Raw genomic sequence first — 25,225 nt, 5'->3', positions numbered from 1 at the left:
CAGAAGAGGAACGCATTCTCGATGAGTACGGCCGATGCCGCACGTCGTGACTGGCAGGAACGTATCTACCAGGCCTCGGGGGAGGTCACACCCGTCGGCGAGATCCGGCTGCCGGCCCCGGAGGGGCTGCGGGCGGATCCCGGCGCCGGGCACGTGACGCTGACCTGGGAGCCGGTACCGGGCGCCATCGGGTACCTGGTGCACCGGGACGGAGAGTCGGTCAAACAGCCCGACGTCGACGTGCCCGCCGTCCCGGAGTGCCGCTACGTCGACACCGGCCAGGGCCCGGCCGCCTACACGGTGGCGGCGATCGCCGCGATGGAGGTGACCGGCGCCTTCTCGGCGCCGGTCCGGGCGGCGCCGCGGCAGGGCCCGGCGGCCGTCACGGTCGTGGTCGAGGCCGGGCGGGTCACCCGGGCGCTGCCGCGCCCCTGGACCGCCATGATCGGCTCCGAGCACCTGTCGCACATGCTGTCCGAGGAGACCACCGGCGGCCGTCCCATCGGGGCCGAGCTGACGGCGGCGCTGCGGACGACGCGGGAGGAGTTCGGCGTGGAGAGCGTCCGGGCCCACGCGATCCTCTGCGACGACCTGGGGGTGTACAGGGAGGTCGAGGGCACGGCGGTCTACGACTTCACGCGGGTCGACCGGGTCTACGACACGATCATGGAGTTCGGGCTGCGGCCGGTCGTGGAGCTCGGCTACATGCCGCGCGACCTGGCCACTGACCCGTCCAAGACGGTCTTCGGCTACGAGGCGATCATCTCACCGCCCAAGGACTTCGAGGCGTGGGGCGACCTGGTCAGGGCCCTGGTGGAGCACCTGGCCGAGCGCTACGGCATCCAGGAGCTCATCGACCGCTGGTCCTTCGAGGTCTGGAACGAGGCGAACCTGGCCGTGTTCTGGTCCGGCACGCCGGAGGAGTACTTCCTGCTCTACGACGTGACGGCGGCGGCGGTGAAGAACGTCCACCCGGACCTGCGCGTCGGCGGGCCGTCCTCGGCCGCCAACGGCTGGGTCGAGGAGCTGCTCGCGCACGTGGCCGAGTCCGGCGCCGCGCTCGACTTCGTCTCCACGCACACCTACGGCAACGCCCCCCTCGACTGGCGGCCCGCCCTGGCCAGGCACGGCCGCGAGGGCGTCCCGATCTGGTGGACCGAGTGGGGCCCCACGCCGACGCACTTCCACGGCATCGGCGACGGCCCGTTCGGCGCGACGTTCCTGCTGCACGGCATGAAGGCGGCCGCGGGCCGGATCGAGGCGCTGTCGCACTGGGTGGCTTCCGACCACTTCGAGGAACTGGGTCGTCCGCCGCGCCTGTTCCACGGCGGCTTCGGCCTGCTGACCGTCGGCAACCTGCGCAAACCCCGCTACCACGCGCTCACCCTGGCCCACCGGCTGGGCGAGGAGGAACTGGCCGCGCGCGCCGAGGGCGACGCCGGCGGCGTGGAGGTCTGGGCGGCCCGCCACGACGACGGCCGGATCGGCGTCCTGATCTGGAACGGCACACTCAACCAGGCCCAGGCCGACGGCGCCGCCGAACTGGCCCGCACGGTCACGTTGTCGATCCCGGGGCTGGCGGGCGAACATGTCGTGACCCATCACCGCATCGACGAACACCACTCCAACATCAGGGCGGTGTGGCGGGAGATGGGCGGCGGCGACTGGCCCGCCGGCGGCCAGTGGGAGGAACTGGCCGCGGCGAACACCCTGGACGAGCTGACCCCGCCCGTCCGGGTGTCGGGCGCGCTGACGCTGGAGTTCGACCTGCCCATGCCCGGGGTGTCCTTCGTGGAGCTCACCCCGGCGTGACCTCATTTTCCTTCTCGTCGTGACCGCCGAACCCCTTGCGCTGGGCGGACTGCACCTTCCCGGCGAACAGCGCCGCCCCCTGCGAGGCGAAGCGGCTGTAGAGCGCGGCGGTCAGGACGGGTGAGGGCACGCCCTCCTCGATGGCGGCGATGCTCGTCCAGCGTCCCTCGCCCGAGTCCGACACCCGGCCGGCGAACCGCTCCAGGTCAGGGTCGGCCTGCAGCGCGGCGGCGGTCAGGTCGAGCAGCCACGAGCCGATCACGCTGCCGCGCCGCCACACCTCGGCGACCTCGGCCAGGTCGATCGCGTCGTACTGGTAGTACTGCGGCTCGCGCAGCGGCGCCGTCTCGGCGTCCGCCTCACGCACGTGCCGGCCCGCCCCCGCGCCGCCGAGCACGCTCAGCCCCTCGGCGTAGGCGGCCATGATGGCGTACTCGATGCCGTTGTGGACCATCTTCACGAAGTGTCCCGCTCCGGGTGGCCCGCAGTGCAGCCAGCCTTGCTCGGCCGCCGACGGCTCGCCCGTCCGTCCCGGGGTACGGCCCGCCGCGTCGACCCCCGGCGCCAGCGCGGCGAGGACCGGCTCGACCAGCTTCACCGCCTCGTCGTCGCCGCCGACCATCAGGCAGTAGCCGCGGTCCAGGCCCCAGACGCCGCCGCTGGTGCCCACGTCCACGTAGTGGATGCCCCGCGCCCCGGCCGCCCGCGCGCGGTCCACGTCGTCGCGGTAGTAGGAGTTGCCGCCGTCGATGACGACGTCGCCCGGCTCCAGCAGTCCGAACAGCGTCTGGGCCGCCTGGCCGGTGACGGCGGCGGGCAGCATCAGCCAGACGGCTCTGGGGGAGGGCAGCGCGCGTACCAGGTCCTCGATCGAGGCGCTCCCCTGGGCGCCCTCGGCGGCCAGGGCCTGGACGGCGGCGGGAGCGCGGTCGAACACCACGCACTCGTGGCCGGCGCGCATGATCCGGCGCGTCATGTTCGCGCCCATCCGGCCCAGGCCCACCATTGCGATCTTCATGCCCGTCACCTCCCCGCGGGCGGGTAATGGCATGTCCGTGTATGTCCCTTAAGGTGATTGACCCCAGCCCGCCGCGACGGAGCGGTGGCAGCGGTCCCGCTCGTCACCCGCGCTGACGAACAGCGCGGTCAGCAGGGGTACGGCGTGGCCCAGCGCCTCCGGCGGCAGCGGCCCGGTGGCGACCAGCGAGGTCAGCCCGTGCCCGATGACCCAGCAGCGCGTGGCCAGCTCCAGGGGGTCGGTGCCGGGGCGGAAGCGGCCCTCCGCCGTGGCCCGTCCGGCCGCGCTGACGAGCATGTGGAGGGAGGCGTCGGCCGCGGCGGCGTCCTCTAGCTCGAAACCGGCGTCGAACATGACCCGGTAGAGATCGGGGTCGCCGAGCGCGGCGGCGGTGTACGCGGCGCCGAGCGCGGCCAGGTCGCGGACCGGGTCGTCGGTCAGCGCGACGGCCGCCAGCCGGGCCGCCAGCCGGGTGAATCCCTCCTGCCGCGTGGCCGACCACAGACCGTCCATGCCGCCGAAATGTGTGTAGACGGCCATGGTGGAGACGCCTGTGCCCTCGACGAGGGAGCGGAGCGTGACCGGCTGCCGGGTCCGGAGCATGTGCGCCGCCCGGTCGATCAGGAGCGAGCGGACCGCCGGGTCCTTCATCCTTGGCATGCCGTCTAGCATACATGGCATAGCTATGTTATGTTACGGGGCATGGCCGTTACCCTGCACAACCCCGACGGGCTGCCCAAGCCCGATGTCTACCGTCAGCTCTCCGTCGCGACCGGCTCGCGGCTCGTCTTCCTCGCCGGGCAGGTCGCCCGCGACGCCGACGGCTCGAAGGTGGGGGAGGGCGACCTCGCCGCCCAGGTCGAGCAGTCCTACCTCAACATCGCCACCGCGCTCGCCGGCGTCGGCGGCAGCTTCGACGACGTCGCCAAGCTCACCGTCTACGTCGTGGACTGGACGCCGGACAAGCTGCCGCTGCTGGGCGAGGGCGTCGCGCGGGCCGCGGCGAAGCTGGGCGTCGACCCGGTCAAGCCGATCACGCTCCTGGGCGTGGCGGCGCTTGGCGAGCCCGACCTGCTGGTCGAGGTCGAGGCCACCGCCGTGCTCCCCTAAGTGCCGGCGGGCAGGCGAAGGACGCCGCCCTGGTCCCTGACGTTCTCCACCACGCGCATGTCGCCGACCGGGTTGCCCTGCGGGTCCACCGTCATCGCCACGGCCCGGTTGCCCTGGCACTTGGCCTGCCGGGTCTCGCAGAACAGCACGTACCCCATGAGCCGGTCCACGCGTCCCGGCCGCAGGCGCCACAGCCCGACCACGCCGCCGGTCATCGCGCCGGGACGGTTGGCCGCCAGCCACGCGCTCGCGCCCGCCTGTGCCCGCTTCTCGAACTCCTGCCGCTGGTCGAAGGGCCGTACGATCCGCGCGGACGGCTCGTTGGCCGGGGAGTAGGAGGCGACCAGGTAGGGCTCCCTGGACAGCGCCGCGAGCACCTTCGTCTCGGTCATCCGCAGAAACGTCGGCAGCCCCTCCCCGCCGCGTGGGCGCTTGGCGGCGACGGCGGGAGTGGCGAAGTTCACCGCGAGCGATCTGCCCGTGCCCAGGCACCCGCGTACCGTGCCGAGGAACGACGCGATGGTCGCGTTCGTGGGCGCCGCCTCGATCCAGACCTCCGACAACGGCGTGTTGGCGGCGATGATGGGGTGCCCGCAACTCTGGAACCCCGCCGCCAGCCGCCGCCAGTTCTCCCCGAGTTCCTCACCCTTCCGCACCGCCGCGGCGAGCTGGCTCTCACACGGCTTGCGGTCGCAGGTGCCCTTCTCCGCGTCGATCCTCAGGCGTACGACGGCGTCGGGGTCGCCGGTCAGCGCGAACGTGATCTCCGACCCGTTCGTCTCGGGGAACAGGTTGCGCGCGCCGACCACCTTCAGCCGGCCCGGGTAGAGCTCGCCCGCCAGTTCCTCGGCACGGCTCCGGTCGTCGCCGGTGCCCAGCGAGCAGCCGCCGGCCAGCACGACCATCCCCAGCAGCCCCGCCACCCACCGCCGCATAGAACGCTCCATGACAGATCACCTTAAACCCCTCCGGGTGACCTGGGACAGAGGTCCAAGGCCGTCTCGCCGAGATCCTCACTACGGTCGTCCTAGTACGGACGCGGCTACCATGGCCGCATGCCGCCGACCAACCCCGGCCGTCGCAGGGCCCTGACCGACGCCGCCATCGAACTCCTCGCCGAGTCCGGGGCGCACGGGCTGACCCACCGCGCGGTCGAGCAGGCAGCAGGGCTGCCCCAGGGCACCGCCTCGAACTACTTCCGCACCAGGGAAGCGCTGCTGCTGGCCGTGGCGGAGCGCGTCAGCGAACTGCACCTCGCCGACATGGCCGAGGCCACCCGGCTGGCCGAGGTCTCCGCCGACGGCATCGGGCAGACCGTCGGTCTGCTGGCGGAGTCGCTGTTCGGGGCCGCGACCGTGCTCCGTACCCGCTATCTGGCGATCTTCGAGCTTCAGCTTGAGGCAGTCCGCCGCCCGGCCATGGCCCCGGCTCTGGCCGGTCTGCGGGACGACGCCCTGCGCCTGACCGCCGGCCTCCACGCCGACCTCGCCCTGCCCATTCCACGGGACAGGGTCGCGACACTGATCACGCTGTACGCGGGAGCGCTGTTCACCCTGGTCACGGCCCCGCCCGAGTCGATCACCAGGGAAGGTGTCCATGGGGTCGCCCAAGCCATCGTCCAGGGGTCGCTGTCCGGCGCACCGGCCCACGACGCAGCGCCCTGATGACCCGCGGGGCGGACCGCCGGGAGACGGCGGCCCACGGGGCGGTGGTCCAGGCGAACCCCCTGACATGCGCCAAACGCCCGAACCTGCGGGGAAGCGCCCACATGCACCGCGGGTCAGAACAGCGGTAGTCCGGCGCGCGCGGCGTGTGGCGTCCGGCTGAGGTCGCGTCTCGGTGGAGCCGCGGGGTGGTTCACTGCGGGTGGGTCACTGCGGGGTGGGAGCGCACGCCCGGGCGGTTGCCTCCCGCCGTGGGAAGGCCGCTTGGGTCGCGGTGCGCTAGAGGTAGGCGCGGGTGGCGGTGATGAGGTCGGGGGTGGCGTCGCGGGTGTCGACGTAGAGGGCGGTGTCCGGGGTGCGTTCGCGGATGTCGCGCTCCCTGATGGCGAAGACGGCCGGGGCGGCGGCGCCGTTGCCGTAGCGGGAGGCGATGGCCGTGGTGGCCGCTCGCCGCACGTCGGCGACGACCTGGCGGGTCTCGTGCCCGGTGCCCGAGGCGGCGGCGTATCCGAGCATCGCCGCGAAGCGGAGTTCGGTCTCCGAGGCGGGGCGCTGCTCGGGCAGGACGGGGCGGTCCAGCCAGAAGACCTTCCCGGCGAGGAAGGCGTCGTAGGGCAGCTCGCGCGCCGTCTCCGTCAGGAGCGCGCCGAACTCGGCCAGGTCGGCGTCCGGCGGCAGGTCCGTCGTGACGAGCAGCGGCACGATCAGCGAATCGAGCATGGCAGGCACCCTTTCGTGAGGTCGCTCATCGTAGGGGGCGGCACTGACATTCTCACGCCGGGAGGGGCGGTGTTGGCAGCGGTTTGGTCCAGGTGAGGGAGTACCGCCACAGCAGGTGCCGCCGCCACCGGGCCTCGGGCAACAGGGTCAGGGCTTCGCGGCGCACGGCGGACCAGGTCATCGTGGGCGCGGCGACCGGGGTGTTCTGCTCGGCGCCGCCGTGGACGCGGGAGACGATCTGGTGCTTGACCACGCTCATCCCGTCGATCACCCAGTCGAGGACAGTAGCGTTGGCGGCGATGCCGATGACGACGAGCCGGCCGCCGGGGCGCAGCAGGCGCGCCATCCCGGTCAGGGCGGGTTCGAAGTCCATGTGGTGGATGGTGGTGACCGTGGTGACGAAGTCGTAGGACGACTCGGGCAGGTCACTGGCCAGGAAGTCGGCCCGGAGGTAGTCGGGGCGGCCTCCGGCGGCACGGGCCTCGGCGATCATCTCGGCGGAGACGTCCACGCCGGTGACGTGCCGGGACAGGGCGGACAGCTTGCGGGCCAGCAGCCCGTCTCCGCAGCCCACGTCCAGCGCCCGTTCGCAGCCCGCGGGCACGTTCGCCAGGACGAAAGGGTGGAAGGCGATGTTGTGGTTCCACATCGGCGTCACTCTAGACGTAGAGGGAGTTCCATTCGTCCACGATGGCCGAGTGGACGACGGAGTCGCGCCAGCCGTCGGGCGCCAGCACGTGGTGGCGGATCCGGCCCTCCTCGATCATCCCCGCCGTGAGCATCGCCAGCTGGGCCGGGATGTTGGCCGGTGCGCGCGCGCCCCAGATCCGGTGCAGGCCCAGCGACCGGAAGCCGAAACCTAACAGGAGCCTGATCAGGTCGGTTCCGATCCCGCGCCCCCACTGGTCGGGCCGCAGTCCGAGGCCGATCTCCGCGCTGTGCGGGTGGTCGGCCTCGACGTGCAGGCGGGCGACGCCGATCACGCCGTGATGGTCGGGATCGGTGACGGCCAGGAGGTAGAGGCGCCGGGGTTCGGCCGCTGCCGCGGCCATCGCTTCCTCGACGATCCCGGCGACCTCGTCGAGGGAACGTGGATTGAACGGCAGATGCTCGGTGGCCGCGCGGTTGCCGTAGATGGCGTGCAGGGCGTCGATGTCGGCAGGCGTGACGTCCCGCAGCCCGAGCCGCTCGCCGACGACGTTGACGCAGTGCATGCGCTGACGGTAACGCCTACATAGTGATCTTTACAAGTGTTGTCAAGTCGCTAGTTGACTACCGTAAGCTCGCGCGACAAGTTCGGCGATCGCGCCGTGCGCGCCCAGCAGGTCGGCGTGCCCGGCGCCGATCTCCGTGGCGGCCTGTTCGACCAGGCCAGAGGGTGCGTCGATGGCGCAGGGGGCGATGGCGAGGCGTTCGGCGCCGGCCGCCCGCAGGCGTTGTGCGGCCACGGCCACGCCGGGCTCGCTGTCGAGTGAGGCGGCCACCACCGGCATCGTCAGGCGGGAGGCCAGCAGCACGGCGGTCGGCTGGGCGGCCGCGACGGCCTGCTCGCCGCCCAGCGTGCCGAGGATGACGGCGTCGACGGGGCTGCCGACGTTCAGCAGGCGCACGCGGTCGGCTCTTGCCAGGCCGCGCTCGGCGAGGCGGATGTGCAGGGCCTCGGCCAGCAGCGGGTGCGGGCCGAGCGCCTCGGTGACGGCGGCCTCGGCGCCGCTCGCGGCAACGGCCTTGCCGATCTCGCCGAGGACGGCGGGGTCGTCCCAGGTCAGCAGGGGCACGACCACGCTCGCCCGGCTGTCGGTCAAGGCCTGGGAGAGCTCGGTGACGGCGGTGAGGCGTACCTCGATCTGGGGGTTGTCGACTCTCACCACGGCCGCGATGTCGGCGGCGGGTCCGTCGGTGCCGCCGGGGCAGGCGAGCACGAGCACGGGGGCGTCCGGGGGTAGCGACGCGGGGACCGGGCGACGGTGCCGGCCGCCACCGGGCCGGGGGGAACGTTCACGTACAGGCAGGCTCACAGGCGCGCATTGTATGCGTATTCGCCGATTCATGTAACGAAACCGGGCCGCGATTCGATCACGAGGCAAATGTGATCGAGATCACATCGTGATGCCCGCGAATGTTGACGGATGGTGACGAATCAGAGCAGGGTGAAGCAACTAGAAACGCGTTCTAGAGCGACAGTTCAACCCCGGAGGACTTGGGATGAAGCCGTTCTATGTCCGCGAACTGCACGTGTATCCGGTGGGCGGCAACCGCATCCGCCTGCTGGCCATCGCCGTGCTCGCCTCGCTGGTCGCCAACTTCGAGACCACGATCGCCACCATCCTTCCCCTGCTGCGCCGGGACCTCGGCATGACGCTGGAGGTCTACGGCCTCATCGCGGCCGCCTCGGTGCTCGTGGGCGGTCTGTCGGCCGGGTTCGGCGGCATCCTGTCGGACCGGTGGGGGCGCGTCACGATCCTCGTGCCCACCCTGACCGTCACCGCCGCCTGCAACTTCCTGCTGGCGACCGTCGAGACGACCACGGGACTGTTCGTGGTCAGGTGCCTGATGCTCTTCATCGAGGGCGCGGGAATCACCATCACCGCCTCGCTCGTGCGCGACTTCTCGCCGCGGCTGGGGCGGGCGCAGGCGTTCGGGTTCTGGACGTGGGGACCGGTCGGCGCCGCCTTCCTGGCCTCGCTGATCGCCAGCGTGACCCTGCCGATGTTCGGCAACGCCTGGCAGTCGCAGGCGATCATCATGGGCGTCGTCTCGCTGATGTTGTGCGCGGTGATCATCTGGCAGATCGCCGAGCCGTCGGCCGCCCTGCGCGCCCAGGTCATGCGGGCCGAGTCGGCGGTCCGCGTCGAGGAGAAGATCGATCCCGGCCGGGTACGCGAGCTGTTCCGCCATCCGCACCTGTGGGCGCACGTGCTCGGCAACACCGCCTGGCAGGTGCTGTACTGGACGTTCGCGATCTTCGGCCCGACCATCCTCAACGAGGCCTTCGGGATGGAGACCGCCGCCGCCAACGGCGTCGTGGCCATCGGCATCCTCCTCAACGCGCTGGCCGTAATCGTGGTCGGCCGCTTCTCCGACAGGCTGCAGACGCGCAAGCCGTTCACCGCCGTGGGGACGGTCCTGACGATCGCCGCGCTCGGCTACTACGTCAGCCTGATCGGCTCCGCCGCCTCCGCCACCCAGATCACCGTCGTCTACGCGCTGATGTTCCTGTTCATGGGCGTGGCGTACGTGCCCTGGATGGCCAACTTCTCCGAGGACGCGGAAGACGTGGAGTCGCGGCTGCAGGGCGCGGCGCTGGGCATCTGGGGCATGGTCGTCCGGGTCATGATCGTGGTCCTGCTGATCGTCTCGCCGCAGGTCGTGGCCGGGGGCGGCTGGCGGGCATGGTTGCTGGTCGGCCTGGCCGGTCAGGTGATCTTCCTGGTGTCGATGGCCGCCTTCAAGGGCGGCTGGCGGCCCGCGCGCCACGGCGCGAAGACCGCCGCCTGAACCTGAACGCCGGGCGGCGTTGGCAGCCGCCGCCCGGCGGCCCCTTTCCGCGGCGGCTCAGGCCCGCTGGGCGACCCGTTCGTCCTGGTCCTGGGCGGACGGCGCGATGGCCAGGCCGACCGCGGTGATCGCCAGCGCGATGACCACGTAGACCGACACGGCCACCGTCGACTTGTAGGTGTCGAAGAGCTTCAGCGCGACGATCGGGGCCAGGGCGCCGCCGACGATCCCGGCCACCTGGTAGCCCATGGAGGCGCCGCTGTAGCGCAGCCGCGTGCTGAACAGTTCGGCGATGAAGGCGGCCTGCGGGCCGTACATGGCGGCGTGGGTGATCAGGGCGACGACGGCGGCGAGCGCGATCAGCGGGAACGACCGGGTCTCCAGCAGCGGGAAGAAGGCGAAGACCCAGACGGCGGCGGCCACGACGCCGGCCAGGTAGACGGTGCGGCGGCCGACGCGGTCCGACAGGGCGCCGAACGCCGGGATGAGGAACAACTGCAGCGCCGAGCCGATCAGCACCGCGTTGAGGCCGACCGAGCGGTCCATGCCCAGCGTGGTGGTGATGTAGACGAGGATGTAGGCGGTGAAGGTGTAGAAGGCCACGTCCACGCCGATCCGGGCGGTGAAGGCGGACAGCAGGGCCCTCGGGTGCGTGCGGATGACCTCCAGGAGCGGCATCTTGGCCTTGGCGCCCTTGGTGTCGATCTCGGCGAACTGCGGGGATTCGGAGACGCGGCGCCGTACCCAGAAGCCGACCAGCACCAGAACCCCCGACAGCAGGAACGGCACCCGCCACCCCCACGACAGGAACGCCTCGTTGGTCAGCGTCAGGGACAGGACGGTCAGCAGGGCGGTGGCCAGGACGTAACCGGCGGGCACGCCCACCTGCGGCCAGCTCGCGTTGAAGCCGCGGCGGCGCTGGTCGCCGTGTTCCATGGTCATGATGACGGCGCCGCCCCACTCGCCGCCCAGGCCGAGGCCCTGGATGAAGCGGAGGGTGACGAGCAGGACCGGGGCCAGGATGCCGACGCTGTCGAAGCTGGGCAGCACGCCGATGAGGAAGGTGGCGATGCCCATCATGAGGAGGGTGACGACCAGGACGGTCTTGCGTCCCACGCGGTCGCCGAAGTGGCCGAACACGACGCCGCCGAGCGGCCGGGCGACGAAGGCGACGGCGTTGGAGGCCAGTGCCGCGAGCGTGGCGTTGAACGGGTCGAGCGTCGGGAAGAACAGCTTGCCGAAGACCAGCGTCGCCGCCGTCGTGTAGAGGAAGAAGTCGTACCACTCCAGCGACGTGCCGACCAGGCTGGCGAGGATCACCCGCCGCGTCTGTTGGGGGGAGCCAGACATCGCATCGCCTTTCGTAGGTGTGTCTCTCAACGTAAGGATCGTTGAACAATTCGACAAGGGGTTTGTGGGGTGATTGTCTGTTACATGTGGATGACGCGGTTGCGGATCTTGAGCGCGAGCGGTCCAGGCTCGGGCGTACCAGCACGGCGGAGCGGGTGGCCGACATCCTGCGCGACCGCATCATCGAGGGGTTCTTCGAGCCGGGGCAGCGGCTGTCGGAGGAGTCCATCTCCGAGGCGCTCGGCGTCTCGCGCAACACGCTGCGCGAGTCCTTCCGGCTGCTCGGGCACGAGCGGCTGCTGGACCACCGGCTCAACCGCGGCGTCTTCGTCCGCGTGCTGTCGGCCGAGGACGTGGCCGACCTCTACCGCGTCCGCCGCGTGCTCCAGGACGCGGCGGTGCGCCGGCGCCCCACGGGGGCGGCGCTGGCGGTGATCAGGGAGGCGGTCGCCGACGCCGAAAGGTCGGCCGCGGCCGACGACTGGCGCGGCGTCGGCACCGCCAACATCCGCTTCCACCAGGCGCTGGTCGCCATGAACGGCAGCCCCAGGCTCGATGAGACCATGCGGCAGCTGCTGGCCGAGCTGCGGCTGGTCTTCCACGTGATGAAGAACCCGCGTACCTTCCACGAGCCGTTCGTCGTGCTCAACCGCAAGCTGCTCGAGCACATCGAGGCGGGCCGCAGGGACGAGGCGGCCGCCTTCCTCGCCGACTATCTGGACCACGCCGAGCGGCTGCTCGTCCACGCCTACGACCCCAGCCGATAGCGTGCGGTCATGGAGCGGACCTTCACCCTCGACGAGGCGCGCGCGATGCTGCCCGGAATCCTCGAAGAGGCGCGGCGGCTGGTCGCCGCCCGCGCCGACCTCGCCGAGATCGCCTACGACCGCGAGCAGGAAGGCCTCTCCCCGCTCGGCGGCCTGGCCGAGCTGAAGGCACTGGAGGCGCGGATCGAGGAGATCATCAGCGGCTGGCACGAGCGCGGGCTGCAGGTGAAGGGGATCGCGCCGGTGCTGCTCGACTTCCCCTCGGTGATCGGCGGGCGCCCGGTGGGCCTGTGCTGGATCGAGGGCGAGAACGAGCTGGGCTGGTACCACCGCGACGAACTCGGCTTCGCAGGCCGGCGGCCCCTCCAGCGCGAATAGTGGCCGAGCTGTGACCAACTGTCCTGCTTCCTCACGGGTCCAACCCTGTGAGCGAAAGGAGGACGAGGATGAGACACAGCTCAGCGGCCGTCACGGTCGTCGCGGCGGTGCTCGCGGCCGGATGGGCCGCGGCGCCCGCCGCCGCGCACACCGGGGCGGCACCCGAGGCGAGAGCCGCATGGATCACGTCCTGCACGGACAAGCAGGACGTCTCCTACCCGTGCGGGCAGTGGCGGCTGATCATGCGCGACGGCCGCACGGTCACCGTGCCCGGCGCCGCGGCCGCGGCCACCGACGGAAAGGGCGTCCCGCAGTACCAGGAGGCGCCGTTCGCCGTCAGCGGTGACGGCCGCTGGATCGGCTACCTGCGCGCGAGCGACCACCGCCTGGTCGTACGGCGCGCCACCGGCGGCCGGGTCACCGCACTGCCGAAGTCCCTGACCCCCAGGGCGTCGGGAAGCATGGACCTCACGCTGCGCCTGTCACCACACGGCGACCGGATCGCGATCGACCACACCGACGGCGACAAGCCCGGAAAGATCGTCACCGTCAGGACGGGAGCGACGGTGAACCTTCCGGCGGACGACGTTCCGCAGGCCTTCAGCTCCGACGGGGACGAGCTGCTGGCCACGCGCAACCTCACCGACAACACCACCGCGCTGGTGGTGCACCACACCGACGGCCGGTCGCCGCTGCGCCGTACGCCGCCGCAGGTCGTCGGTGCGGCCGGCGTGTACGCCCTGGCCGCCGACGGCAGGAACGTCGCCGCCCTCATCCCGGGCGACTACGACGGGGTCAAGCCACCCAGGCTGCGCGAGTACGACATGACAAGCGGCGAGATGGGCCCCTCGCTGAAGCTGGCGGCGCCCAAGGGCCACGTGCCCGCGGTCGCCTCCTACGACCGCGACGGCGGCCTCGGCGTGCTGTTCTACCAGGGGGAGAGCGGCACGGGGCACGCGTGGTCGGCGGGCGTGGACACCTCGGCGGGCACGCTCACCAAGCGTGACCGCTACACGATCAGCGCGGCCAGGTACGCCGCGCGCCTGGCGGGGGAGTGAAGGCCATGAAGATCAGGTTCACCGCCGCGCTGGCCGCGGGTGCCCTCGCCCTGGGCCTGTCACCGGCAGCCCCCGCGCAGGCGGCGCCGCACGACCACGACGCCGTCCGTTACGCCTCGCTGAAGGGCTGCGCCGACAAGAAGGACGAGCGGCGCCCGTGCGGACCCTGGCGGCTGGTCACGCACGACGGCGGGCAGCGGCCGCTGCGCGACGCGCAGACCGTGGCCAGGCACGCCGACGGCACCTCCTCGGGTTACCAGGTGGCGCCGATCGCGGTCAGCGGCGACGGCAGCCACGTCGCCTACTTCACCAAGCGCGGCCGCCTGGCGGTCCGTACGATCGGCGGCGGGGTGAAGCTGCTGCCCGCCGACGCGCTGCCACGGGTCGCGCAGTACGACGTGACGCTCCTGCTCTCCGACGACGGCGCCAAGCTGGCCGCGGCGATCACCGGGAAGCAGACGCGGATCTTCGACACCGCGAGCGGCGCGCAGCTCGGCTCGGCCGGCAGGAACGAGACGGTCTCCGGCTTCAGCGGCGACGCCGGCGAACTGCTCACCTCCTCCGAGGGCGAGGAGCCCGTGACCGATCTGGCCGTCTACCGCGACAGCGGCGAGCAGGTACGCCGGGTGACCCCGCCGCAGGTCGTCGCCTACAACGGCCCGTACGCCCTGGCCGCCGACGGCGCGACGATCGCCAACGTGATCCAGGGCAGGAAGCCCGCGCTGGTCCTGTACGACAGCGCGGTGGACCAGGTCACCGCGAAGATCCGGCTCACGCTGCCGAAGGGCGAGGTGCTGAAGGCCGACTGGACGGGCGAGAACCAGGTGACGCTCCACCTGGCGGACGTGCCGGAGAGCGGGCCGACGAAAATGACCGTCGTGCGGGTCGAGGTGCCTTCCGGCAAGGTCACGGTCAGGGACCGCTACAGCGTCCTGGCCGACTCCTACGTCTTCGCCGCCTGCGGCGGCTGACACCGTACCCTGCAGGGATGGAGGTGCATTCGACCAGGGCGATGGCGGCGCGGGCGGTGGCGTTGTGCGAGGCCCTGCTGTGGGAGGAGCCGACGCCCGGGTCGATCGCCGGCGTCCTGCGGGCCCACGGAGAGCTGGGCCCGCTGGAGCTGTCGCCGGACGACGTGAGCGCGATGCGCGCGGCCGCCGGGCGCCTCATGGAGCTGTTCGCCGCCCCCTCGGCGGGCGAGGCGGCGGGGCTGCTCAACCGGCTGCTGGCCGGCACCGCCTGCCCGCCCCGCCTGACCGACCACGGCGGCACGACGACCTGGCACCTGCACGTGGACCGCGACGACGACGCGCCGTGGGCGGAGTGGTTCCTGGCCTCATCGGCGATGTCGATGGCGGTGCTGCTGGCCGATCATCAGCGGGTTCCGGCGGGGCTGTGCGCCTCGGCGCCCTGCGGCCGGCCGTTCCTGGACACCTCGGGCGGCAGCCCCAGGCGCTACTGCTCGCCGCGCTGTGCCACCAGGGAACGGGTGGCCGCCCACCGCGCCGCCACCCGGGGCATGTAACGTCTCTTGCATGTTATGGCGTTACATGCTCGGGGCGGCCTCGGCGCGTACCGGCGACGACATGTCCGGGCCCGCGCTGCTCGTGCTGGGGCTGGCCGTCAGCGGGTCGCCCGCGGTAGCGGGATGGCTGCTCGCGGGGCTGACGGTCTCGGCCTCGGTGGGCGGGCCGCTGCTCGGCGTGCTGCTCGACCGCGCGCGGCGGCCGGGCCGGCTGCTGGCCTGGTGCCTGACGGGGTACGCGGGCGGGCTCCTGGTGATCCTCGCCCTCCTCGGCCGGGTGCCGGACGGGCTGGTGATCGGGCTCGCGGTGCTGACCGGGCTGCTCGGGTCCGCGCTGAGCGGCGGCTGGACGGCACAGCTACCCCTGGCCGTGCCGGCGGGCTCGCTCCCGCGCGCCAACGCCCTCGACTCGATCTCCTACAACGTCGCGGCCCTGCTCGGGCCCGCCCTCGCCGGGCTCATGGCGGCCTTCGGCGGCGGCTCCACGCCGGTGATCGCCGCCTGCGTCCTCATCGCCGCGTCGCTGCCCGTCGCCCTGTCGCTCCCGCCGCGCGAGCGCGTGGAGAAGGGTGCCTCGGTAGCGGCCGAACTCCTGGCCGGAGCGCGGGCGATCACCGGCAACCCCTCGCTGCGCCGGGCCACCGTGACCTCGATGATCTCCATGGCCGGGGTCGCGATGCTGGTGGTGTGCACGCCACTGCTGGGCGAGCGGCTCGTGGGCAGCGCCGGGTTCGGGGCGCTGCTCCTGGCCGTGACCGCCGCCACCGCCCTCGCCGCCAACGCGGTGCTGGCCCACCGCGCCACCGCCGCCGGGGCCTGGTGGCCCGACGGCGCGCTCGTCGCCGCCACCGCCGTGGTCGGGGCGGGCACCGCCGTCGCGGCGCTCGCCGACTCCTTCGCGCTCGCCGTCCTGGCCGCCGCGATCGCGGGCGTGGGCGAGGGGCCGCAGCTCACCGCCCTTTTCGCGGTACGGCACCGCGACGCCCCCGCCCGGCTGAGGAGCCAGATCTTCACCACAGGCGCCAGCCTGAAGATCACCTCGTTCGCCGCCGGGTCCGCGGTGGCCGGGCCGCTGGCCGTACACTCCGTGCCCCTCGCTCTCGCGGCCGGCGCGGCGCTGCAGGCGGCGGCGGTCGCGGCCTACGGGGCGATGTCGCTCAGCGCACGCCGCGCGGACGGAACTGGACGCTGATCCGCGGACCGCACGGCCGCGCGGTCTTCGGCACGGCGTGCTCCCAGGTGCGCTGGCAGCTGCCGCCCATCACGATGAGGTCGCCGTGGCCCAGCTCGCGGCGCACCGACGGGCCGCCGCCCCTTGGGCGGAGCAGCAGGCTGCGCGGCGTGCCGACCGAGACGATGGCGACCATCGTGTCCTCGGCGGCGCCCCGGCCGATGGTGTCGCCGTGCCAGGCGACGCTGTCGCGGCCGTCGCGGTAGAGGCACAGGCCCGCGGTGCGGAACGGCTCGCCCAGCTCCTCGGCGTAGTGGGCGTCGAGCGCGGCCCTGGCCTCGGTCAGGACCGGGTCGGGCAGGGGCTCGGCCTCGCCGTAGAACTTCTGCAGGCGCGGCACGTCCACCACCCGGTCGTACATGACCCGGCGCTCGGCCTGCCACGGCACCTCGCGCAGCAGCCGGTCGAACAGCGCGTCGGCGCCGCCGAGCCAGCCGGGCAGCACGTCGATCCAGGCTCCCCGCGACAGCCGGGTGCGCACCGGCGCGAGCGGCCCGGGGCCCGGCTCCTCGTCCACGTCGAGCAGCGAGCCTTGGTACAGCACATTCATGTGTTCGAGTATACGTGATCGCCTGAACACACATTCGAGACTCGCTAGGCTCTCCTCATCCCGGACGCCGTGTGCGACGCTGAGAAGTGGCGTCGCCCTCAATCCCCTCCGCACCGTGAGGCGGCGGGCCGACCATCATCCACACGAAGGAGCACGCCATGCTCACCACGAAGAACCTTCCCGGCACCCCGGTCTGGCTCGACCTCGGGAGCCCCGACCTGCCCGCGACCGTGGCCTTCTACACCGAGCTGTTCGGGTGGAGCCACCACACCATGCCGGGCGGCGGGGACTACGGGTCGTTCCAGCAGGACGGCAAGACCGTCGCGGCGGTGGGCAAGCTCACGGAGGAGGAGGCGAGCCCCGCCTGGATCCTCTACTTCCGCAGCACCGACGCCGAGGCCACCGCGAAGGCCGTCGAGCAGGCCGGGGGCACGGTCCGCATGGCGCCGTCCGAGGTCGGGCCCGAGGGCCGCATCGCGCAGTTCAGCGACCCGGCGGGCGCGCAGTTCGCGATCTGGGAGCCGGGGCAGCTCAAGGGGCTTGACCTGGTGACCGTGCCGGGCTCGTTGTGCTGGGCCGAGCTCTACACGCCCGACAGCGGCGGCGGGCAGGGGTTCTACCGGTCGGTGTTCGACTGGAGCTTCGAGGACATGCCGATGGGCGAGATGACCTACACCGTCGTCACCCCGCCCGGCGGCGGCGCCGACGACAGCATGGCCGGGCTCGTGCCCATGCCGGGCGTCGCGCCGCACTGGTTGCCCTACATCGAGGTGAGCGACTGCGACGCGGTCGTGTCCAAGGCGCGTGAACTGGGCGGCGCGGTGGCGATGGCCGCCGAGTCGGTGGAAGGGGTGGGCCGCTTCGCCACCCTGACCGACCCCCACGGCGTCCGCTTCGCCGTCATGACCAGCTCCGGCTGACCGGATCCGGCCCCTGCCCGGTCCTGGCGGCCGGGCAGGGGCCGGTGGTGCCCCGGGCGGTCAGCGGCGGCCGAGGGCCAGCCGGGCCACCCTGCCCTGCTCGCCCGCGGCCCAGCAGCTCAGGTCGGGCGTGCACGACACGGTGTCGAACGAGCCCGTGTCGAACGTGTGCCACGTCCGGCCGCCGGTGAAGGAGATGTCGCTGCCGCTCGGGCCCACGGCGATCGCGGCCAGGGGGAGCAGCGCCACGCCGGAGCGGTAGGAAGGCGGCGGCACCCGAGAGGGCCGCCAGCTGGCGCCGCCGTCGGCGGAGTAGGCGCCGGCCGAGGGGGAGACCTGGTCGGGCCGGTAGTCGCCGCCGACCGCGATGCCCTGGTGCCGGCCGCGGAAGGCGAGGGCGAACACCCCGCGGGCGGGGTCTCCGGCGGGGATGGGAGTGTCGGCCACGGTCCAGGTACGACCACGGTCACGGGAATGGAACACGCGCGAACGTTCGGCGCCGCCACTGGCCAGCCACGCGTCCCGGCCGCCCGACGTCACCAGGCACTGCCCGCCGGCCGCGAACCCGGCCTCGCCGGGCAGCGCGGCCGGCATTCCGGCGGAGGGCAGGACCGCCCAGCTCCGCCCGCCGTCCGACGTCGACAGGATCCGGAACCTGCCGTCCACCGGGTCGCTCATCGCCAGCCCGTGGCGTCGGTCGAAGAAGGCCATGCAGTCGTAGAAGGCGCGCGGCTCGTCGTTGCGGAAGGTCTCCGTCCAGGTACGGCCGGCGTCGTCGGTCCGGTAGACCCGCGAGTCGGTGCCCTCCCCGATCGACAGCGCCACGGCGGAGCCGGGCCCGAACGCCTCGATGTCGCGGAACTGCAGCGCGGTCGCACCGGGCGGGGAGACGTTCTGCCAGGTACGCCCGGCGTCGGTCGTCCTGAGCACGGTACCGCCGCTGCCCGAGGCCCACACGACGTCACGGCTCACCGGAGCCAGTCCGCGCAGGCGGCCGGTGACGCCGGTCTGCTTGAGGTCCCAGCGGAGGAGGTCGCCTCCGGTGAGGCCGCCCAGGTCTGGGGTGTCGGCCCGGGCGGGCAGGGGGGTGATCAGCGCGCAGGCCGCGGCTACGGCCGTGATCGCGATACGTAACTTCATGCCGAGCAAGCTAAGCCCGCCCCTCCCACCCCGTCCACCACCCACTCGTCGGTCCCGCGCCCCGACACCCGCTCCCACCCCCCGCTGCCGTGCCACTCCTCGGTCCCGCGCTCCGACCCCCCGCTACCCCGCTCCGCGATCGCCCCGCTCCCACCTTCGCGGCCCCGGTCTCCGGGCCTCTGGGCTCTCGGGTCCCGCGCCGGTCCGGGCCTCCGAGTCCCGGGTCCGCGGGTTCCGGGTCCCCGAGTTCTGGGTTGCGCGTCTCGTCCCGGCGTTCCCACGTCTCGGGTCCCCGGGTTCCGGGTTGCGCGTTCCGGCGTTCCCACGTCCCGGGTTGCGGGTCACGGCCTGGTTGGCGGGTGTCTTCGTGGGCGGGAGGTCCCGGTGCGCCCAAGCGCGCACCGGGACCTCAGGGGGCGGTCAGTCGCCGGACTTCCACTGGGCGATCAGCTTGTCGTAGTCGAGGGTTTCCGGCTTGCCGCGCTCGTCGGCCAGCTTGGGCGCGGGCGCCCCCGGCTGGTCGAGCCAGGTCTGGACGGGCTGCTCAGGGTTGAGCTTGGGGGCGCAGGCACCGCCGTAGCCGCGCCGTTCCAGCCGGGACAGGATGTCGTCCTGCTGCTTGGCCAGGTTGTCCATGGACTGCTGGGCGGTCGTCTCGCCGGTCACCGCGGTGGCCACGTTCTGCCACCACAGCTGGGCGAGCTTGGGGTAGTCGGGGACGTTGGTACCGGTCGGGGTCCACTGGACGCGCGCGGGTGAGCGGTAGAACTCGATGAGCCCGCCGTACTTGGGGGCGTTCTCGGTGAAGTAGGCGCTGCGGATGTCGGAGTCGCGGATGAAGGTCAGGCCGGTGATGGACTTCTTCAGCGACACCGTCTTGGAGGTGACGAACTGGGCGTACAGCCAGGCGGCGGCGCGCCGTTCCGCGGGAGTGTTCTTGAGCAGGGTCCAGGATCCGGCGTCCTGGTAGCCGAGCTTGTTGCCGTCCTTCCAGTACGCGCCGTGGGGGCTGGGGGCGATGCGCCACTTGGGGGTGCCGTCGGCGTTCACGACGGGCAGGCCCTGCTTGGTCATGTCGGCGGTGAAGGAGGTGTACCAGAAGATCTGCTGGGCGATGTTGCCCTGCGCGGGCACGGGGCCGGACTCGCTGAAGTTCATGCCGGCGGCTTCCTTGGGCGCGAAGCGCTTGAGCCAGTCCACGTACTTGGTGAGGGCATAGACGGAGGCGGGGCCGTTGGTGTCGCCGCCGCGGGTGACGGAGGAGCCGACGGGGCGGCAGTTCTCGACGCGGATGCCCCAGTCGTCGACGGGCAGGCCGTTGGGGATGCCGGGGTCGCCGTTGCCGGCCATGGACAGCCAGGCGTCGGTGAAACGCCAGCCGAGCGAGGGGTCCTTGCGGCCGTAGTCCATGTGCCCGAAGACCTTCTTGCCGGCGATCTGCCCGTTCCCGTTGACCTTGTTCGTGAAAAAGTCGGCTATATCCTCATAAGCCGCCCAATTCACTGGTACGCCCAGGTCGTAGCCGTACGCCGCCTTGAACTGCTTCTTGATCTCCGGATCGGTGAACCAGTCGTACCGGAACCAGTACAGGTTCGCGAACTGCTGGTCGGGCAGCTGGTACACCTTCTTGTCCGGCCCGGTGGTGAAGCTGATCCCGATGAAGTCCTTCAGGTCGAGCGTCGGCGAGGTGACGTTCTTGCCCTCCCCGGCCATGTAGTCCGACAGCGGCACCACGTAGTCGCCGCGGGCGTGCGTCCCGATGAGGTCGGAGTCGTTGACGTAGGCGTCGTAGATGTTCTGGTTGCCCTGGATCTGGGTCTGCAGCTTCTCGACGACGTCGCCCTCCTGGATCAGGTCGTGCTTGATCCTGATCCCGGTGATCTCGGTGAAGGCCTTGGCGAGCTGCCGCGACTCGTACTCGTGCGTGGTGATCGTCTCCGACACCACGTTGATCTCCATCCCACGGTACGGCGCCGCCGCCTTCAGGAACCATTCCATCTCCGCCAGCTGCTGATCCTTGGCCAGCGTCGACGGCGTGAACTCGGTGTCCACCCACCTCTTGGCGGCCGCCCTGCCGTTCTCCTCACGGAAGTCGCTCGACGGCTTGCTCCCGCTGGAGCACCCCGCCAGCAACAGGGCGAATACGCCCAGCGCGGCCGCGTGCCTCTTGAGTGTGTGCGACATGTCCGACTCCTCTCGCGAGCAAGGGGGCGCAGGTCAACCCCATATCCCGATCACGGCCACGACGACGAGCGCGCACCCGAGCGCGAGCCACATCGACAGGTCCGTGACGGCGATCCACCCGGCGAGCACCACCGCCGCGCTGATCAGTCCGATGTAGAGCCGGTCGCCCCTGTCGGTCTCGATGCGCAGGAAGCCGCGCCGGGCCAGCGGCGGCGACAGGCGCGCCCAGACGGACATGGCGACCAGCAGCAGGGCCAGACCGGCGAAGACCAGTGCGGTGGGCGCGGTCCAGACCATCCACTCCAGCACCTGTCACACCCTTCCCAGCGCGAAGCCCTTGGCGATGTAGTTGCGGACGAACCAGATGACGATCGCGCCCGGGATGATCGTCAGCACGCCCGCCGCGGCCAGCAGCCCCCAGTCGATCCCGGCGGCGCTGACGGTGCGGGTCATGGTGGCGGCGATCGGCTTGGCGTTGACCGAGGTGATCGTCCGGGCGATCAGCAGTTCGACCCAGCTGAACATGAAGCAGAAGAACGCGGTCACGCCGATGGCCGAGCGGATCATCGGCAGGAAGATCCGGAAGAAGAAGCGGGGCAGCGAGTAGCCGTCGATGGCCGCGGTCTCGTCGATCTCACGCGGGATCCCGGACATGAAGCCCTCCAGGATCCACACGGCCAGCGGCACGTTGAACAGCATGTGCGCGATGGCCACCCCGAGATGCGTGTCGAACAACCCCACGCTCTGATAAATCTGGAAAAAAGGCAGAAGGAAGACCGCCGGCGGCGCCATCCGGTTCGTCAGCAGCCAGAAGAACAGGTGCTTGTCCCCGGCGAAGCGGAAGCGCGAGAACGCGTACGCCGCCGGCAGCGCCACGATCAGCGAGAACACCGTGTTCAGCGAGGTGTAGACGATCGAGTTGAGATAGCTGGAGTACCACGCGGAGTCCGTGAAGAACGTGACGTAGTTCTCCAGCGTCACGTTCTGCGGAAGCAGCGAGAAGCTCCCGAGGATCTCGTCGTTCGGCCGGATCGACATGCCGAACATCCACAGCAGCGGCAGCATGAGCGTCGCCACGTACAGCCAGAACACGGTCCGCGCCCAGGGCAGCCGTCTCATCTCCCGCTCCTCGTCAGCACGGTGAAGAACACGTAGCAGGCGATCTGCACGATGAGGAAGTAAAGGAGCGAGAACGCCCCCGCGGGCCCGAGGTCGAACTGCCCCACCGCGATCTTCGACAGCAGGATGCTGAGGAAGGAGGTGGCGTTGCCCGGTCCGCCCCCGGTTACCACGAACGGCTCGGTGTAGATCATGAAGCTGTCCATGAACCGCAGCAGGATCGCGATCGTCAGCACCCCGCGCAGCCGGGGCAGCTGCACGTGCCGGAACGTCGCCCACGCCGAGGCCCCGTCGATCTGCGCCGCCTGGAAGTACGGCTCGGGGATCGAGCGCAGCCCCGCGTACGCCAGCAGCGCCACCAGCGGCGTCCAGTGCCACACGTCCATGGTCAGCACGGTGACCCACGCGTCGGTGGAGTCGAGCGTGTAGTTGAAGTTGATCCCGAGCACGTTGTTGACGACCCACCCGCCGAGCCCGATGTCGCCGCGGGCGAAGATCTGCCAGATCGTGCCGACGACGTTCCACGGGATCAGCAGCGGCAGCGCCACCACGACCAGCGCCACCGACACCCACGCCCCGCGCCGCGGCATGCACACCGCGAGCAGCACGCCGAGCGGGATCTCGATGACCAGCACCTGCGCCGAGAACATCAGCGTGCGCAGGAACGCCGCCCGCACCTCGGGATCGCGGGTGACCGACCTGAACCAGTCCAGCCCCACGAAGATGCGGTCGGTCGGCGTGAAGACGTCCTGCACCGAGAAGTTGACCACCGTCATCAGCGGGATGACCGCGGTGAAGGCCACCGACACCACGACCGGCAGCACCAGCCACCACGCGCGGTTGTTCTTGGGCTTGACGTCCCTGGGAGCCTGCTCTTCCTTGGGTACGGCCGGCGCGACGACCTCACCGGCCACCTGGCTGCCGGCGACCTTGGCCGGGACGTCGCTTGTCGTCATGCGCCGCTCCCTTCGAGTGCCGCGAGGGTGCCGCACCTGACCTGGTCGCGGAACAGGTAGGCCCGCTCGAAGTGGAGGTGCTCGGCCGTGCCGTGCTCGCCGGGATCGGTCTTGGCGACCAGGTCGCCGCCGTCGGCCCGCGCGTGCACGAGGTGGTAGGAGCCCATCCGGTCCACGCCGGTGACGCCGGCCCGCAGCCCGGGGGAGCGAGGGTACGGGCTGATCCTGACGAACTCGGGTCGTACGCCGAGCCGTACCGGACCGTCGGGAAGGGCGCCGTCGTCGCCCACGGCGCGCCCGACGAGGGAGGTCCCGACGCGCACGATGCCGCGCTCGACCGCGGCGTCGAGCACGTTCATGCCGGGCGAGCCGATGAAGTGGCCGACGAACTCGTGCGCGGGGGACAGGAACAGCTCGGCGGGCTCGCCGCTCTGCACGATCGCGCCGTCCTTGAGCACGACCACCTCGTCGGCGAAGGTCAGCGCCTCGGTCTGGTCGTGGGTGACGTAGATGAGCGTGTGGCCGGTGTCGCGGTGGATCTCCTTGAGCTTGCTGCGCAGGGTCCATTTCAGCGCGGGGTCGATGACGGTGAGCGGTTCGTCCAGCAGGACCGCCGCCACCTCGGGCCGCACGAGGCCGCGGCCGAGGCTGACGATCTGCTGGCGGCCTGGGTCGAGGCGGCGCGAGCGGCGGCGGAGGTGCTCCTCCAGGCCGAGTAACCGGGCGACCTTGCGCACGCGCTGGTCGATCTCGGCCTTCGGGTACTTGCGGTTGCGCAGCGGGAAGGCGAGGTTGTCGTAGACCGACATCTCCTCGTACAGCACCGGGAACTGGAAGACCTGCGCGATGTTGCGGGCCACGGGCGGCAGGCCGGTGACGTCGCGGCCGCCCAGCAGGACCCGGCCCCGGGAGGGGGTGATCAGGCCGGAGATGATGTTGAGCAGCGTGGTCTTGCCGCAGCCGCTCGGGCCGAGCAGCGCGTAGGCGCGGCCGTCGGACCAGGTCCAGGTCATGGGGTTGAGCGCGTGGGTGCGGCCGCCGTCGTAGCTGTGGCCGACGCCCTCCAGCGTGATGTCAGCCATGCAGGTCGACCTCCGTGGCGGTGTCGGCCACCAGTTCCCCCGTTCCGGAGAAGATCAGGATGTGCGCGGGATCCACGTAGGCCACCGCGGGCTCGCCGGGCGTGAACAGCTGGGTGCCCGGCAGCTGCGCCACCAGGTGGCGGCGCCCGGCCAGCAGCAGGTGCAGGAACGTCGTGCTCCCGGTGACCTCGGCCAGGCGGATCTCGGCGGGGAACTCGACCTGGCCGGGCCGGGTGCGCTCGATCGTCACCTGGTGCGGGCGGATCCCCAGCACCAGGTCCTCGCCGGAGAATTGTGTCCCGGGCGTGGACAGCGGGACGCCCAGGCATTCCAGGCGGCCCTCGTTCACCACGCCGGGCAGCAGGTTGAGCGGCGGATCGGAGAGGGTGGCCGCCACCGCCAGGGACGGCGGCCGGTCGTACATGCGCGCCACGTCGCCCACGTGCTGGACGCGGCCCTCGCCCAGCACCACCGTCGGGGCCGCGAACATCAGCGCCTCGGCCGGATCGGAGGTGGAGTACACCACGGTGCCCGGCGAGTCCTTGAACATCGCCTTCAGGTCGGCGCGTAACTGCTCGCGGAGTTTGTAGTCGAGGTTGGCCAGCGGCTCGTCCAGCAGCAGCACGTCGACCGGGCGGGCCAGCGCGCGGGCGATCGCGGTGCGCTGCTGCTGGCCGCCCGACAGCTCGGCCGGGCGCCGTTCCAGCAGGTCGGCGATGCCCATGAGCTCGGCCACGTCCCGCACCCGGCCGTCCACGTCCTTGCGGGGGAATCCGGCGGCCAGGCGTAGGGGAGAGGCGATGTTCTCGTAGACGGTGAGTGACGGGTAGTTGATGAACCGCTGGTAGACGAAGGCCACGGAGCGCTTGCGCACCGGGACCGAGGTGACGTCGTCGCCGTTGACGACCACGCGGCCGTCGGCCGGGGTGTGCAACCCCGCGATCACCCGCATCAGGGTGGTCTTCCCGGCCGCCAGCGGCCCGATGAGGGTCGTCATGCCGCTGGAGAGTTCTAGGTTGATGTCGTCGAGCCACACTTCACCGCGTTGCCGTACGCGGACGCCATCGAGTCTCAGCGCCACATTTCCTCCGGCGGTAGGTCGTGGCTGTCCTGAACCAACATGCTCTTCCATCTAACATCGCC

27 protein-coding genes are annotated in these 25,225 nt (G+C 71.5%); 11 read left to right on the top strand and 16 right to left on the bottom strand.

Annotated features, from left to right (window positions below; translation table 11 throughout):
• The first annotated feature begins 21 nt into the window (after positions 1–21).
• Positions 22–1,812, top strand: a complete 1,791-nt coding sequence (locus ACIBKY_RS14420; protein WP_397097111.1) for a hypothetical protein — start codon at positions 22–24, stop codon at positions 1,810–1,812.
• On the opposite strand, the gene gnd is transcribed toward ACIBKY_RS14420, so the two are convergent.
• Together gnd and ACIBKY_RS14410 are read right to left on the bottom strand one after the other, a co-directional pair.
• Positions 1,799–2,830, bottom strand: a complete 1,032-nt coding sequence (gnd, locus tag ACIBKY_RS14415) for a phosphogluconate dehydrogenase (NAD(+)-dependent, decarboxylating) (protein ID WP_397097110.1) — start codon at positions 2,828–2,830, stop codon at positions 1,799–1,801. The genes ACIBKY_RS14420 and gnd overlap by 14 nt on opposite strands.
• Positions 2,831–2,878: 48 nt before the next feature.
• A complete protein-coding gene (locus ACIBKY_RS14410; protein ID WP_397097109.1) occupies positions 2,879–3,490 on the bottom strand; it encodes a TetR/AcrR family transcriptional regulator in 612 nt (203 codons plus the stop codon).
• 42 nt (positions 3,491–3,532) lie between these two features.
• On the opposite strand from ACIBKY_RS14410, the gene ACIBKY_RS14405 reads away from it, so the two are divergent.
• Positions 3,533–3,940 (top strand): RidA family protein, encoded by a 408-nt coding sequence (locus ACIBKY_RS14405; protein ID WP_379623705.1) that lies wholly within the window; start codon positions 3,533–3,535, stop codon positions 3,938–3,940.
• Here ACIBKY_RS14405 and ACIBKY_RS14400 read toward each other — a convergent pair.
• Entirely contained in the window at positions 3,937–4,887 is a 951-nt protein-coding gene (locus tag ACIBKY_RS14400) for an SCO7460 family lipoprotein (RefSeq protein WP_397097108.1), read from the bottom strand. The two genes, ACIBKY_RS14405 and ACIBKY_RS14400, sit on opposite strands and share 4 nt — an antisense overlap.
• Before the next feature lie 108 nt (positions 4,888–4,995).
• On the opposite strand from ACIBKY_RS14400, the gene ACIBKY_RS14395 reads away from it, so the two are divergent.
• Positions 4,996–5,604 carry a TetR/AcrR family transcriptional regulator gene (locus ACIBKY_RS14395; RefSeq protein WP_397097107.1) on the top strand — a complete coding sequence of 203 codons (609 nt, stop codon included), beginning with the start codon at positions 4,996–4,998 and terminating at the stop codon, positions 5,602–5,604.
• A gap of 279 nt (positions 5,605–5,883) precedes the next feature.
• Here ACIBKY_RS14395 and ACIBKY_RS14390 read toward each other — a convergent pair whose 3' ends face one another.
• Genes ACIBKY_RS14390 through ACIBKY_RS14375 form a run of 4 tightly spaced genes read right to left on the bottom strand, consistent with a single transcriptional unit; the run spans position 5,884 to position 8,342 of the window.
• Positions 5,884–6,324 carry a hypothetical protein gene (locus tag ACIBKY_RS14390; protein WP_397097106.1) on the bottom strand — a complete coding sequence of 147 codons (441 nt, stop codon included), beginning with the start codon at positions 6,322–6,324 and terminating at the stop codon, positions 5,884–5,886.
• A 52-nt stretch (positions 6,325–6,376) separates the two neighbouring features.
• Positions 6,377–6,973, bottom strand: a complete 597-nt coding sequence (locus tag ACIBKY_RS14385) for a class I SAM-dependent methyltransferase (RefSeq protein ID WP_397097105.1) — start codon at positions 6,971–6,973, stop codon at positions 6,377–6,379.
• A 10-nt stretch (positions 6,974–6,983) separates the two neighbouring features.
• Positions 6,984–7,538, bottom strand: coding sequence for a GNAT family N-acetyltransferase (locus tag ACIBKY_RS14380; protein WP_379623695.1), 555 nt, complete (start codon positions 7,536–7,538; stop codon positions 6,984–6,986).
• A gap of 42 nt (positions 7,539–7,580) precedes the next feature.
• Positions 7,581–8,342 carry a sirohydrochlorin chelatase gene (locus tag ACIBKY_RS14375; protein WP_397097104.1) on the bottom strand — a complete coding sequence of 254 codons (762 nt, stop codon included), beginning with the start codon at positions 8,340–8,342 and terminating at the stop codon, positions 7,581–7,583.
• Positions 8,343–8,529: 187 nt separating this feature from the next.
• Here ACIBKY_RS14375 and ACIBKY_RS14370 point away from each other — a divergent pair, with 187 nt between their 5' ends.
• Positions 8,530–9,822, top strand: coding sequence for an MFS transporter (locus tag ACIBKY_RS14370; RefSeq protein WP_397097103.1), 1,293 nt, complete (start codon positions 8,530–8,532; stop codon positions 9,820–9,822).
• 57 nt (positions 9,823–9,879) lie between these two features.
• Here ACIBKY_RS14370 and ACIBKY_RS14365 read toward each other — a convergent pair whose 3' ends face one another.
• Complete coding sequence (locus ACIBKY_RS14365; protein ID WP_397097102.1) at positions 9,880–11,172, bottom strand: MFS transporter; 1,293 nt, start codon at positions 11,170–11,172, stop codon at positions 9,880–9,882.
• A gap of 86 nt (positions 11,173–11,258) precedes the next feature.
• On the opposite strand from ACIBKY_RS14365, the gene ACIBKY_RS14360 reads away from it, so the two are divergent.
• The 6 genes from ACIBKY_RS14360 to ACIBKY_RS14335 all read left to right on the top strand — a co-directional run bounded on the left by ACIBKY_RS14360 (position 11,259) and on the right by ACIBKY_RS14335 (position 16,092).
• On the top strand, positions 11,259–11,939 hold the full coding sequence (locus tag ACIBKY_RS14360) for a GntR family transcriptional regulator (protein WP_397097101.1): 681 nt from the start codon (positions 11,259–11,261) through the stop codon (positions 11,937–11,939).
• Positions 11,940–11,948: 9 nt separating this feature from the next.
• Positions 11,949–12,317 carry a DUF2203 domain-containing protein gene (locus ACIBKY_RS14355; RefSeq protein ID WP_397097100.1) on the top strand — a complete coding sequence of 123 codons (369 nt, stop codon included), beginning with the start codon at positions 11,949–11,951 and terminating at the stop codon, positions 12,315–12,317.
• 68 nt (positions 12,318–12,385) lie between these two features.
• Entirely contained in the window at positions 12,386–13,375 is a 990-nt protein-coding gene (locus ACIBKY_RS14350) for a hypothetical protein (RefSeq protein ID WP_397097099.1), read from the top strand.
• Between the two features lie 5 nt (positions 13,376–13,380).
• Positions 13,381–14,346, top strand: coding sequence for a hypothetical protein (locus ACIBKY_RS14345; protein ID WP_397097098.1), 966 nt, complete (start codon positions 13,381–13,383; stop codon positions 14,344–14,346).
• Positions 14,347–14,363: 17 nt separating this feature from the next.
• Positions 14,364–14,900 (top strand): CGNR zinc finger domain-containing protein, encoded by a 537-nt coding sequence (locus ACIBKY_RS14340; protein ID WP_397097097.1) that lies wholly within the window; start codon positions 14,364–14,366, stop codon positions 14,898–14,900.
• A gap of 10 nt (positions 14,901–14,910) precedes the next feature.
• Complete coding sequence (locus tag ACIBKY_RS14335; protein ID WP_397097096.1) at positions 14,911–16,092, top strand: MFS transporter; 1,182 nt, start codon at positions 14,911–14,913, stop codon at positions 16,090–16,092.
• Here ACIBKY_RS14335 and ACIBKY_RS14330 read toward each other — a convergent pair.
• Positions 16,058–16,681, bottom strand: a complete 624-nt coding sequence (locus ACIBKY_RS14330) for an alpha-ketoglutarate-dependent dioxygenase AlkB (protein ID WP_397097095.1) — start codon at positions 16,679–16,681, stop codon at positions 16,058–16,060. The genes ACIBKY_RS14335 and ACIBKY_RS14330 overlap by 35 nt on opposite strands.
• A 158-nt stretch (positions 16,682–16,839) precedes the next feature.
• Between ACIBKY_RS14330 and ACIBKY_RS14325 the strand changes: the two genes are divergently transcribed.
• The gene (locus ACIBKY_RS14325; protein WP_397097094.1) at positions 16,840–17,601 is read left to right on the top strand and encodes a VOC family protein; all 762 of its coding nucleotides are present in this window, start codon (positions 16,840–16,842) and stop codon (positions 17,599–17,601) included.
• A 60-nt stretch (positions 17,602–17,661) separates the two neighbouring features.
• Here ACIBKY_RS14325 and ACIBKY_RS14320 read toward each other — a convergent pair whose 3' ends face one another.
• The 7 genes from ACIBKY_RS14320 to ACIBKY_RS14290 all read right to left on the bottom strand — a co-directional run bounded on the left by ACIBKY_RS14320 (position 17,662) and on the right by ACIBKY_RS14290 (position 25,214).
• Positions 17,662–18,741: a WD40/YVTN/BNR-like repeat-containing protein gene (locus ACIBKY_RS14320; protein WP_397097093.1), complete on the bottom strand. Its 1,080-nt coding sequence runs from the start codon at positions 18,739–18,741 to the stop codon at positions 17,662–17,664.
• A gap of 420 nt (positions 18,742–19,161) precedes the next feature.
• The gene (locus tag ACIBKY_RS14315) at positions 19,162–20,925 is read right to left on the bottom strand and encodes an ABC transporter substrate-binding protein (RefSeq protein WP_397097092.1); all 1,764 of its coding nucleotides are present in this window, start codon (positions 20,923–20,925) and stop codon (positions 19,162–19,164) included.
• 33 nt (positions 20,926–20,958) lie between these two features.
• Positions 20,959–21,234 (bottom strand): DUF2160 domain-containing protein, encoded by a 276-nt coding sequence (locus ACIBKY_RS14310; protein WP_397097091.1) that lies wholly within the window; start codon positions 21,232–21,234, stop codon positions 20,959–20,961.
• A 3-nt stretch (positions 21,235–21,237) separates the two neighbouring features.
• A complete protein-coding gene (locus tag ACIBKY_RS14305) occupies positions 21,238–21,990 on the bottom strand; it encodes a carbohydrate ABC transporter permease (RefSeq protein ID WP_379623746.1) in 753 nt (250 codons plus the stop codon).
• Between the two features lie 50 nt (positions 21,991–22,040).
• The gene (locus tag ACIBKY_RS14300) at positions 22,041–23,000 is read right to left on the bottom strand and encodes a carbohydrate ABC transporter permease (protein WP_397097090.1); all 960 of its coding nucleotides are present in this window, start codon (positions 22,998–23,000) and stop codon (positions 22,041–22,043) included.
• Positions 22,997–24,082 (bottom strand): ABC transporter ATP-binding protein, encoded by a 1,086-nt coding sequence (locus tag ACIBKY_RS14295; protein WP_397097089.1) that lies wholly within the window; start codon positions 24,080–24,082, stop codon positions 22,997–22,999. The genes ACIBKY_RS14300 and ACIBKY_RS14295 overlap by 4 nt, the downstream gene beginning before the upstream one ends.
• On the bottom strand, positions 24,075–25,214 hold the full coding sequence (locus ACIBKY_RS14290; protein WP_397097088.1) for an ABC transporter ATP-binding protein: 1,140 nt from the start codon (positions 25,212–25,214) through the stop codon (positions 24,075–24,077). Before ACIBKY_RS14290 ends, ACIBKY_RS14295 begins: the two co-directional genes overlap by 8 nt.
• Between the last annotated feature and the right edge of the window lie 11 nt (positions 25,215–25,225).

This window comes from Nonomuraea sp. NPDC050394 (assembly GCF_044459065.1).
GTDB lineage: Bacteria > Actinomycetota > Actinomycetes > Streptosporangiales > Streptosporangiaceae > Nonomuraea.
The sequence above is the reverse complement of the archived record's forward strand: the minus strand, read 5'-3'. Positions and strand labels throughout refer to the sequence as shown.

What these genes read in the sequence shown, in the direction of transcription:
- ACIBKY_RS14420 (WP_397097111.1), top strand. Translation starts at nt 22, where the DNA reads ATGAGTACGGCCGATGCCGCACGTCGTGACTGGCAGGAACGTATCTAC.
- gnd (WP_397097110.1), bottom strand. Translation starts at nt 2,830, where the DNA reads ATGAAGATCGCAATGGTGGGCCTGGGCCGGATGGGCGCGAACATGACG.
- ACIBKY_RS14410 (WP_397097109.1), bottom strand. Translation starts at nt 3,490, where the DNA reads ATGCCAAGGATGAAGGACCCGGCGGTCCGCTCGCTCCTGATCGACCGG.
- ACIBKY_RS14405 (WP_379623705.1), top strand. Translation starts at nt 3,533, where the DNA reads ATGGCCGTTACCCTGCACAACCCCGACGGGCTGCCCAAGCCCGATGTC.
- ACIBKY_RS14400 (WP_397097108.1), bottom strand. Translation starts at nt 4,887, where the DNA reads ATGGAGCGTTCTATGCGGCGGTGGGTGGCGGGGCTGCTGGGGATGGTC.
- ACIBKY_RS14395 (WP_397097107.1), top strand. Translation starts at nt 4,996, where the DNA reads ATGCCGCCGACCAACCCCGGCCGTCGCAGGGCCCTGACCGACGCCGCC.
- ACIBKY_RS14390 (WP_397097106.1), bottom strand. Translation starts at nt 6,324, where the DNA reads ATGCTCGATTCGCTGATCGTGCCGCTGCTCGTCACGACGGACCTGCCG.
- ACIBKY_RS14385 (WP_397097105.1), bottom strand. Translation starts at nt 6,973, where the DNA reads ATGTGGAACCACAACATCGCCTTCCACCCTTTCGTCCTGGCGAACGTG.
- ACIBKY_RS14380 (WP_379623695.1), bottom strand. Translation starts at nt 7,538, where the DNA reads ATGCACTGCGTCAACGTCGTCGGCGAGCGGCTCGGGCTGCGGGACGTC.
- ACIBKY_RS14370 (WP_397097103.1), top strand. Translation starts at nt 8,530, where the DNA reads ATGAAGCCGTTCTATGTCCGCGAACTGCACGTGTATCCGGTGGGCGGC.
- ACIBKY_RS14365 (WP_397097102.1), bottom strand. Translation starts at nt 11,172, where the DNA reads ATGTCTGGCTCCCCCCAACAGACGCGGCGGGTGATCCTCGCCAGCCTG.
- ACIBKY_RS14355 (WP_397097100.1), top strand. Translation starts at nt 11,949, where the DNA reads ATGGAGCGGACCTTCACCCTCGACGAGGCGCGCGCGATGCTGCCCGGA.
- ACIBKY_RS14350 (WP_397097099.1), top strand. Translation starts at nt 12,386, where the DNA reads ATGAGACACAGCTCAGCGGCCGTCACGGTCGTCGCGGCGGTGCTCGCG.
- ACIBKY_RS14345 (WP_397097098.1), top strand. Translation starts at nt 13,381, where the DNA reads ATGAAGATCAGGTTCACCGCCGCGCTGGCCGCGGGTGCCCTCGCCCTG.
- ACIBKY_RS14340 (WP_397097097.1), top strand. Translation starts at nt 14,364, where the DNA reads ATGGAGGTGCATTCGACCAGGGCGATGGCGGCGCGGGCGGTGGCGTTG.
- ACIBKY_RS14335 (WP_397097096.1), top strand. Translation starts at nt 14,911, where the DNA reads ATGTTATGGCGTTACATGCTCGGGGCGGCCTCGGCGCGTACCGGCGAC.
- ACIBKY_RS14330 (WP_397097095.1), bottom strand. Translation starts at nt 16,681, where the DNA reads ATGAATGTGCTGTACCAAGGCTCGCTGCTCGACGTGGACGAGGAGCCG.
- ACIBKY_RS14325 (WP_397097094.1), top strand. Translation starts at nt 16,840, where the DNA reads ATGCTCACCACGAAGAACCTTCCCGGCACCCCGGTCTGGCTCGACCTC.
- ACIBKY_RS14320 (WP_397097093.1), bottom strand. Translation starts at nt 18,741, where the DNA reads ATGAAGTTACGTATCGCGATCACGGCCGTAGCCGCGGCCTGCGCGCTG.
- ACIBKY_RS14315 (WP_397097092.1), bottom strand. Translation starts at nt 20,925, where the DNA reads ATGTCGCACACACTCAAGAGGCACGCGGCCGCGCTGGGCGTATTCGCC.
- ACIBKY_RS14305 (WP_379623746.1), bottom strand. Translation starts at nt 21,990, where the DNA reads ATGCTGCCGCTGCTGTGGATGTTCGGCATGTCGATCCGGCCGAACGAC.
- ACIBKY_RS14300 (WP_397097090.1), bottom strand. Translation starts at nt 23,000, where the DNA reads ATGACGACAAGCGACGTCCCGGCCAAGGTCGCCGGCAGCCAGGTGGCC.
- ACIBKY_RS14295 (WP_397097089.1), bottom strand. Translation starts at nt 24,082, where the DNA reads ATGGCTGACATCACGCTGGAGGGCGTCGGCCACAGCTACGACGGCGGC.
- ACIBKY_RS14290 (WP_397097088.1), bottom strand. Translation starts at nt 25,214, where the DNA reads ATGGAAGAGCATGTTGGTTCAGGACAGCCACGACCTACCGCCGGAGGA.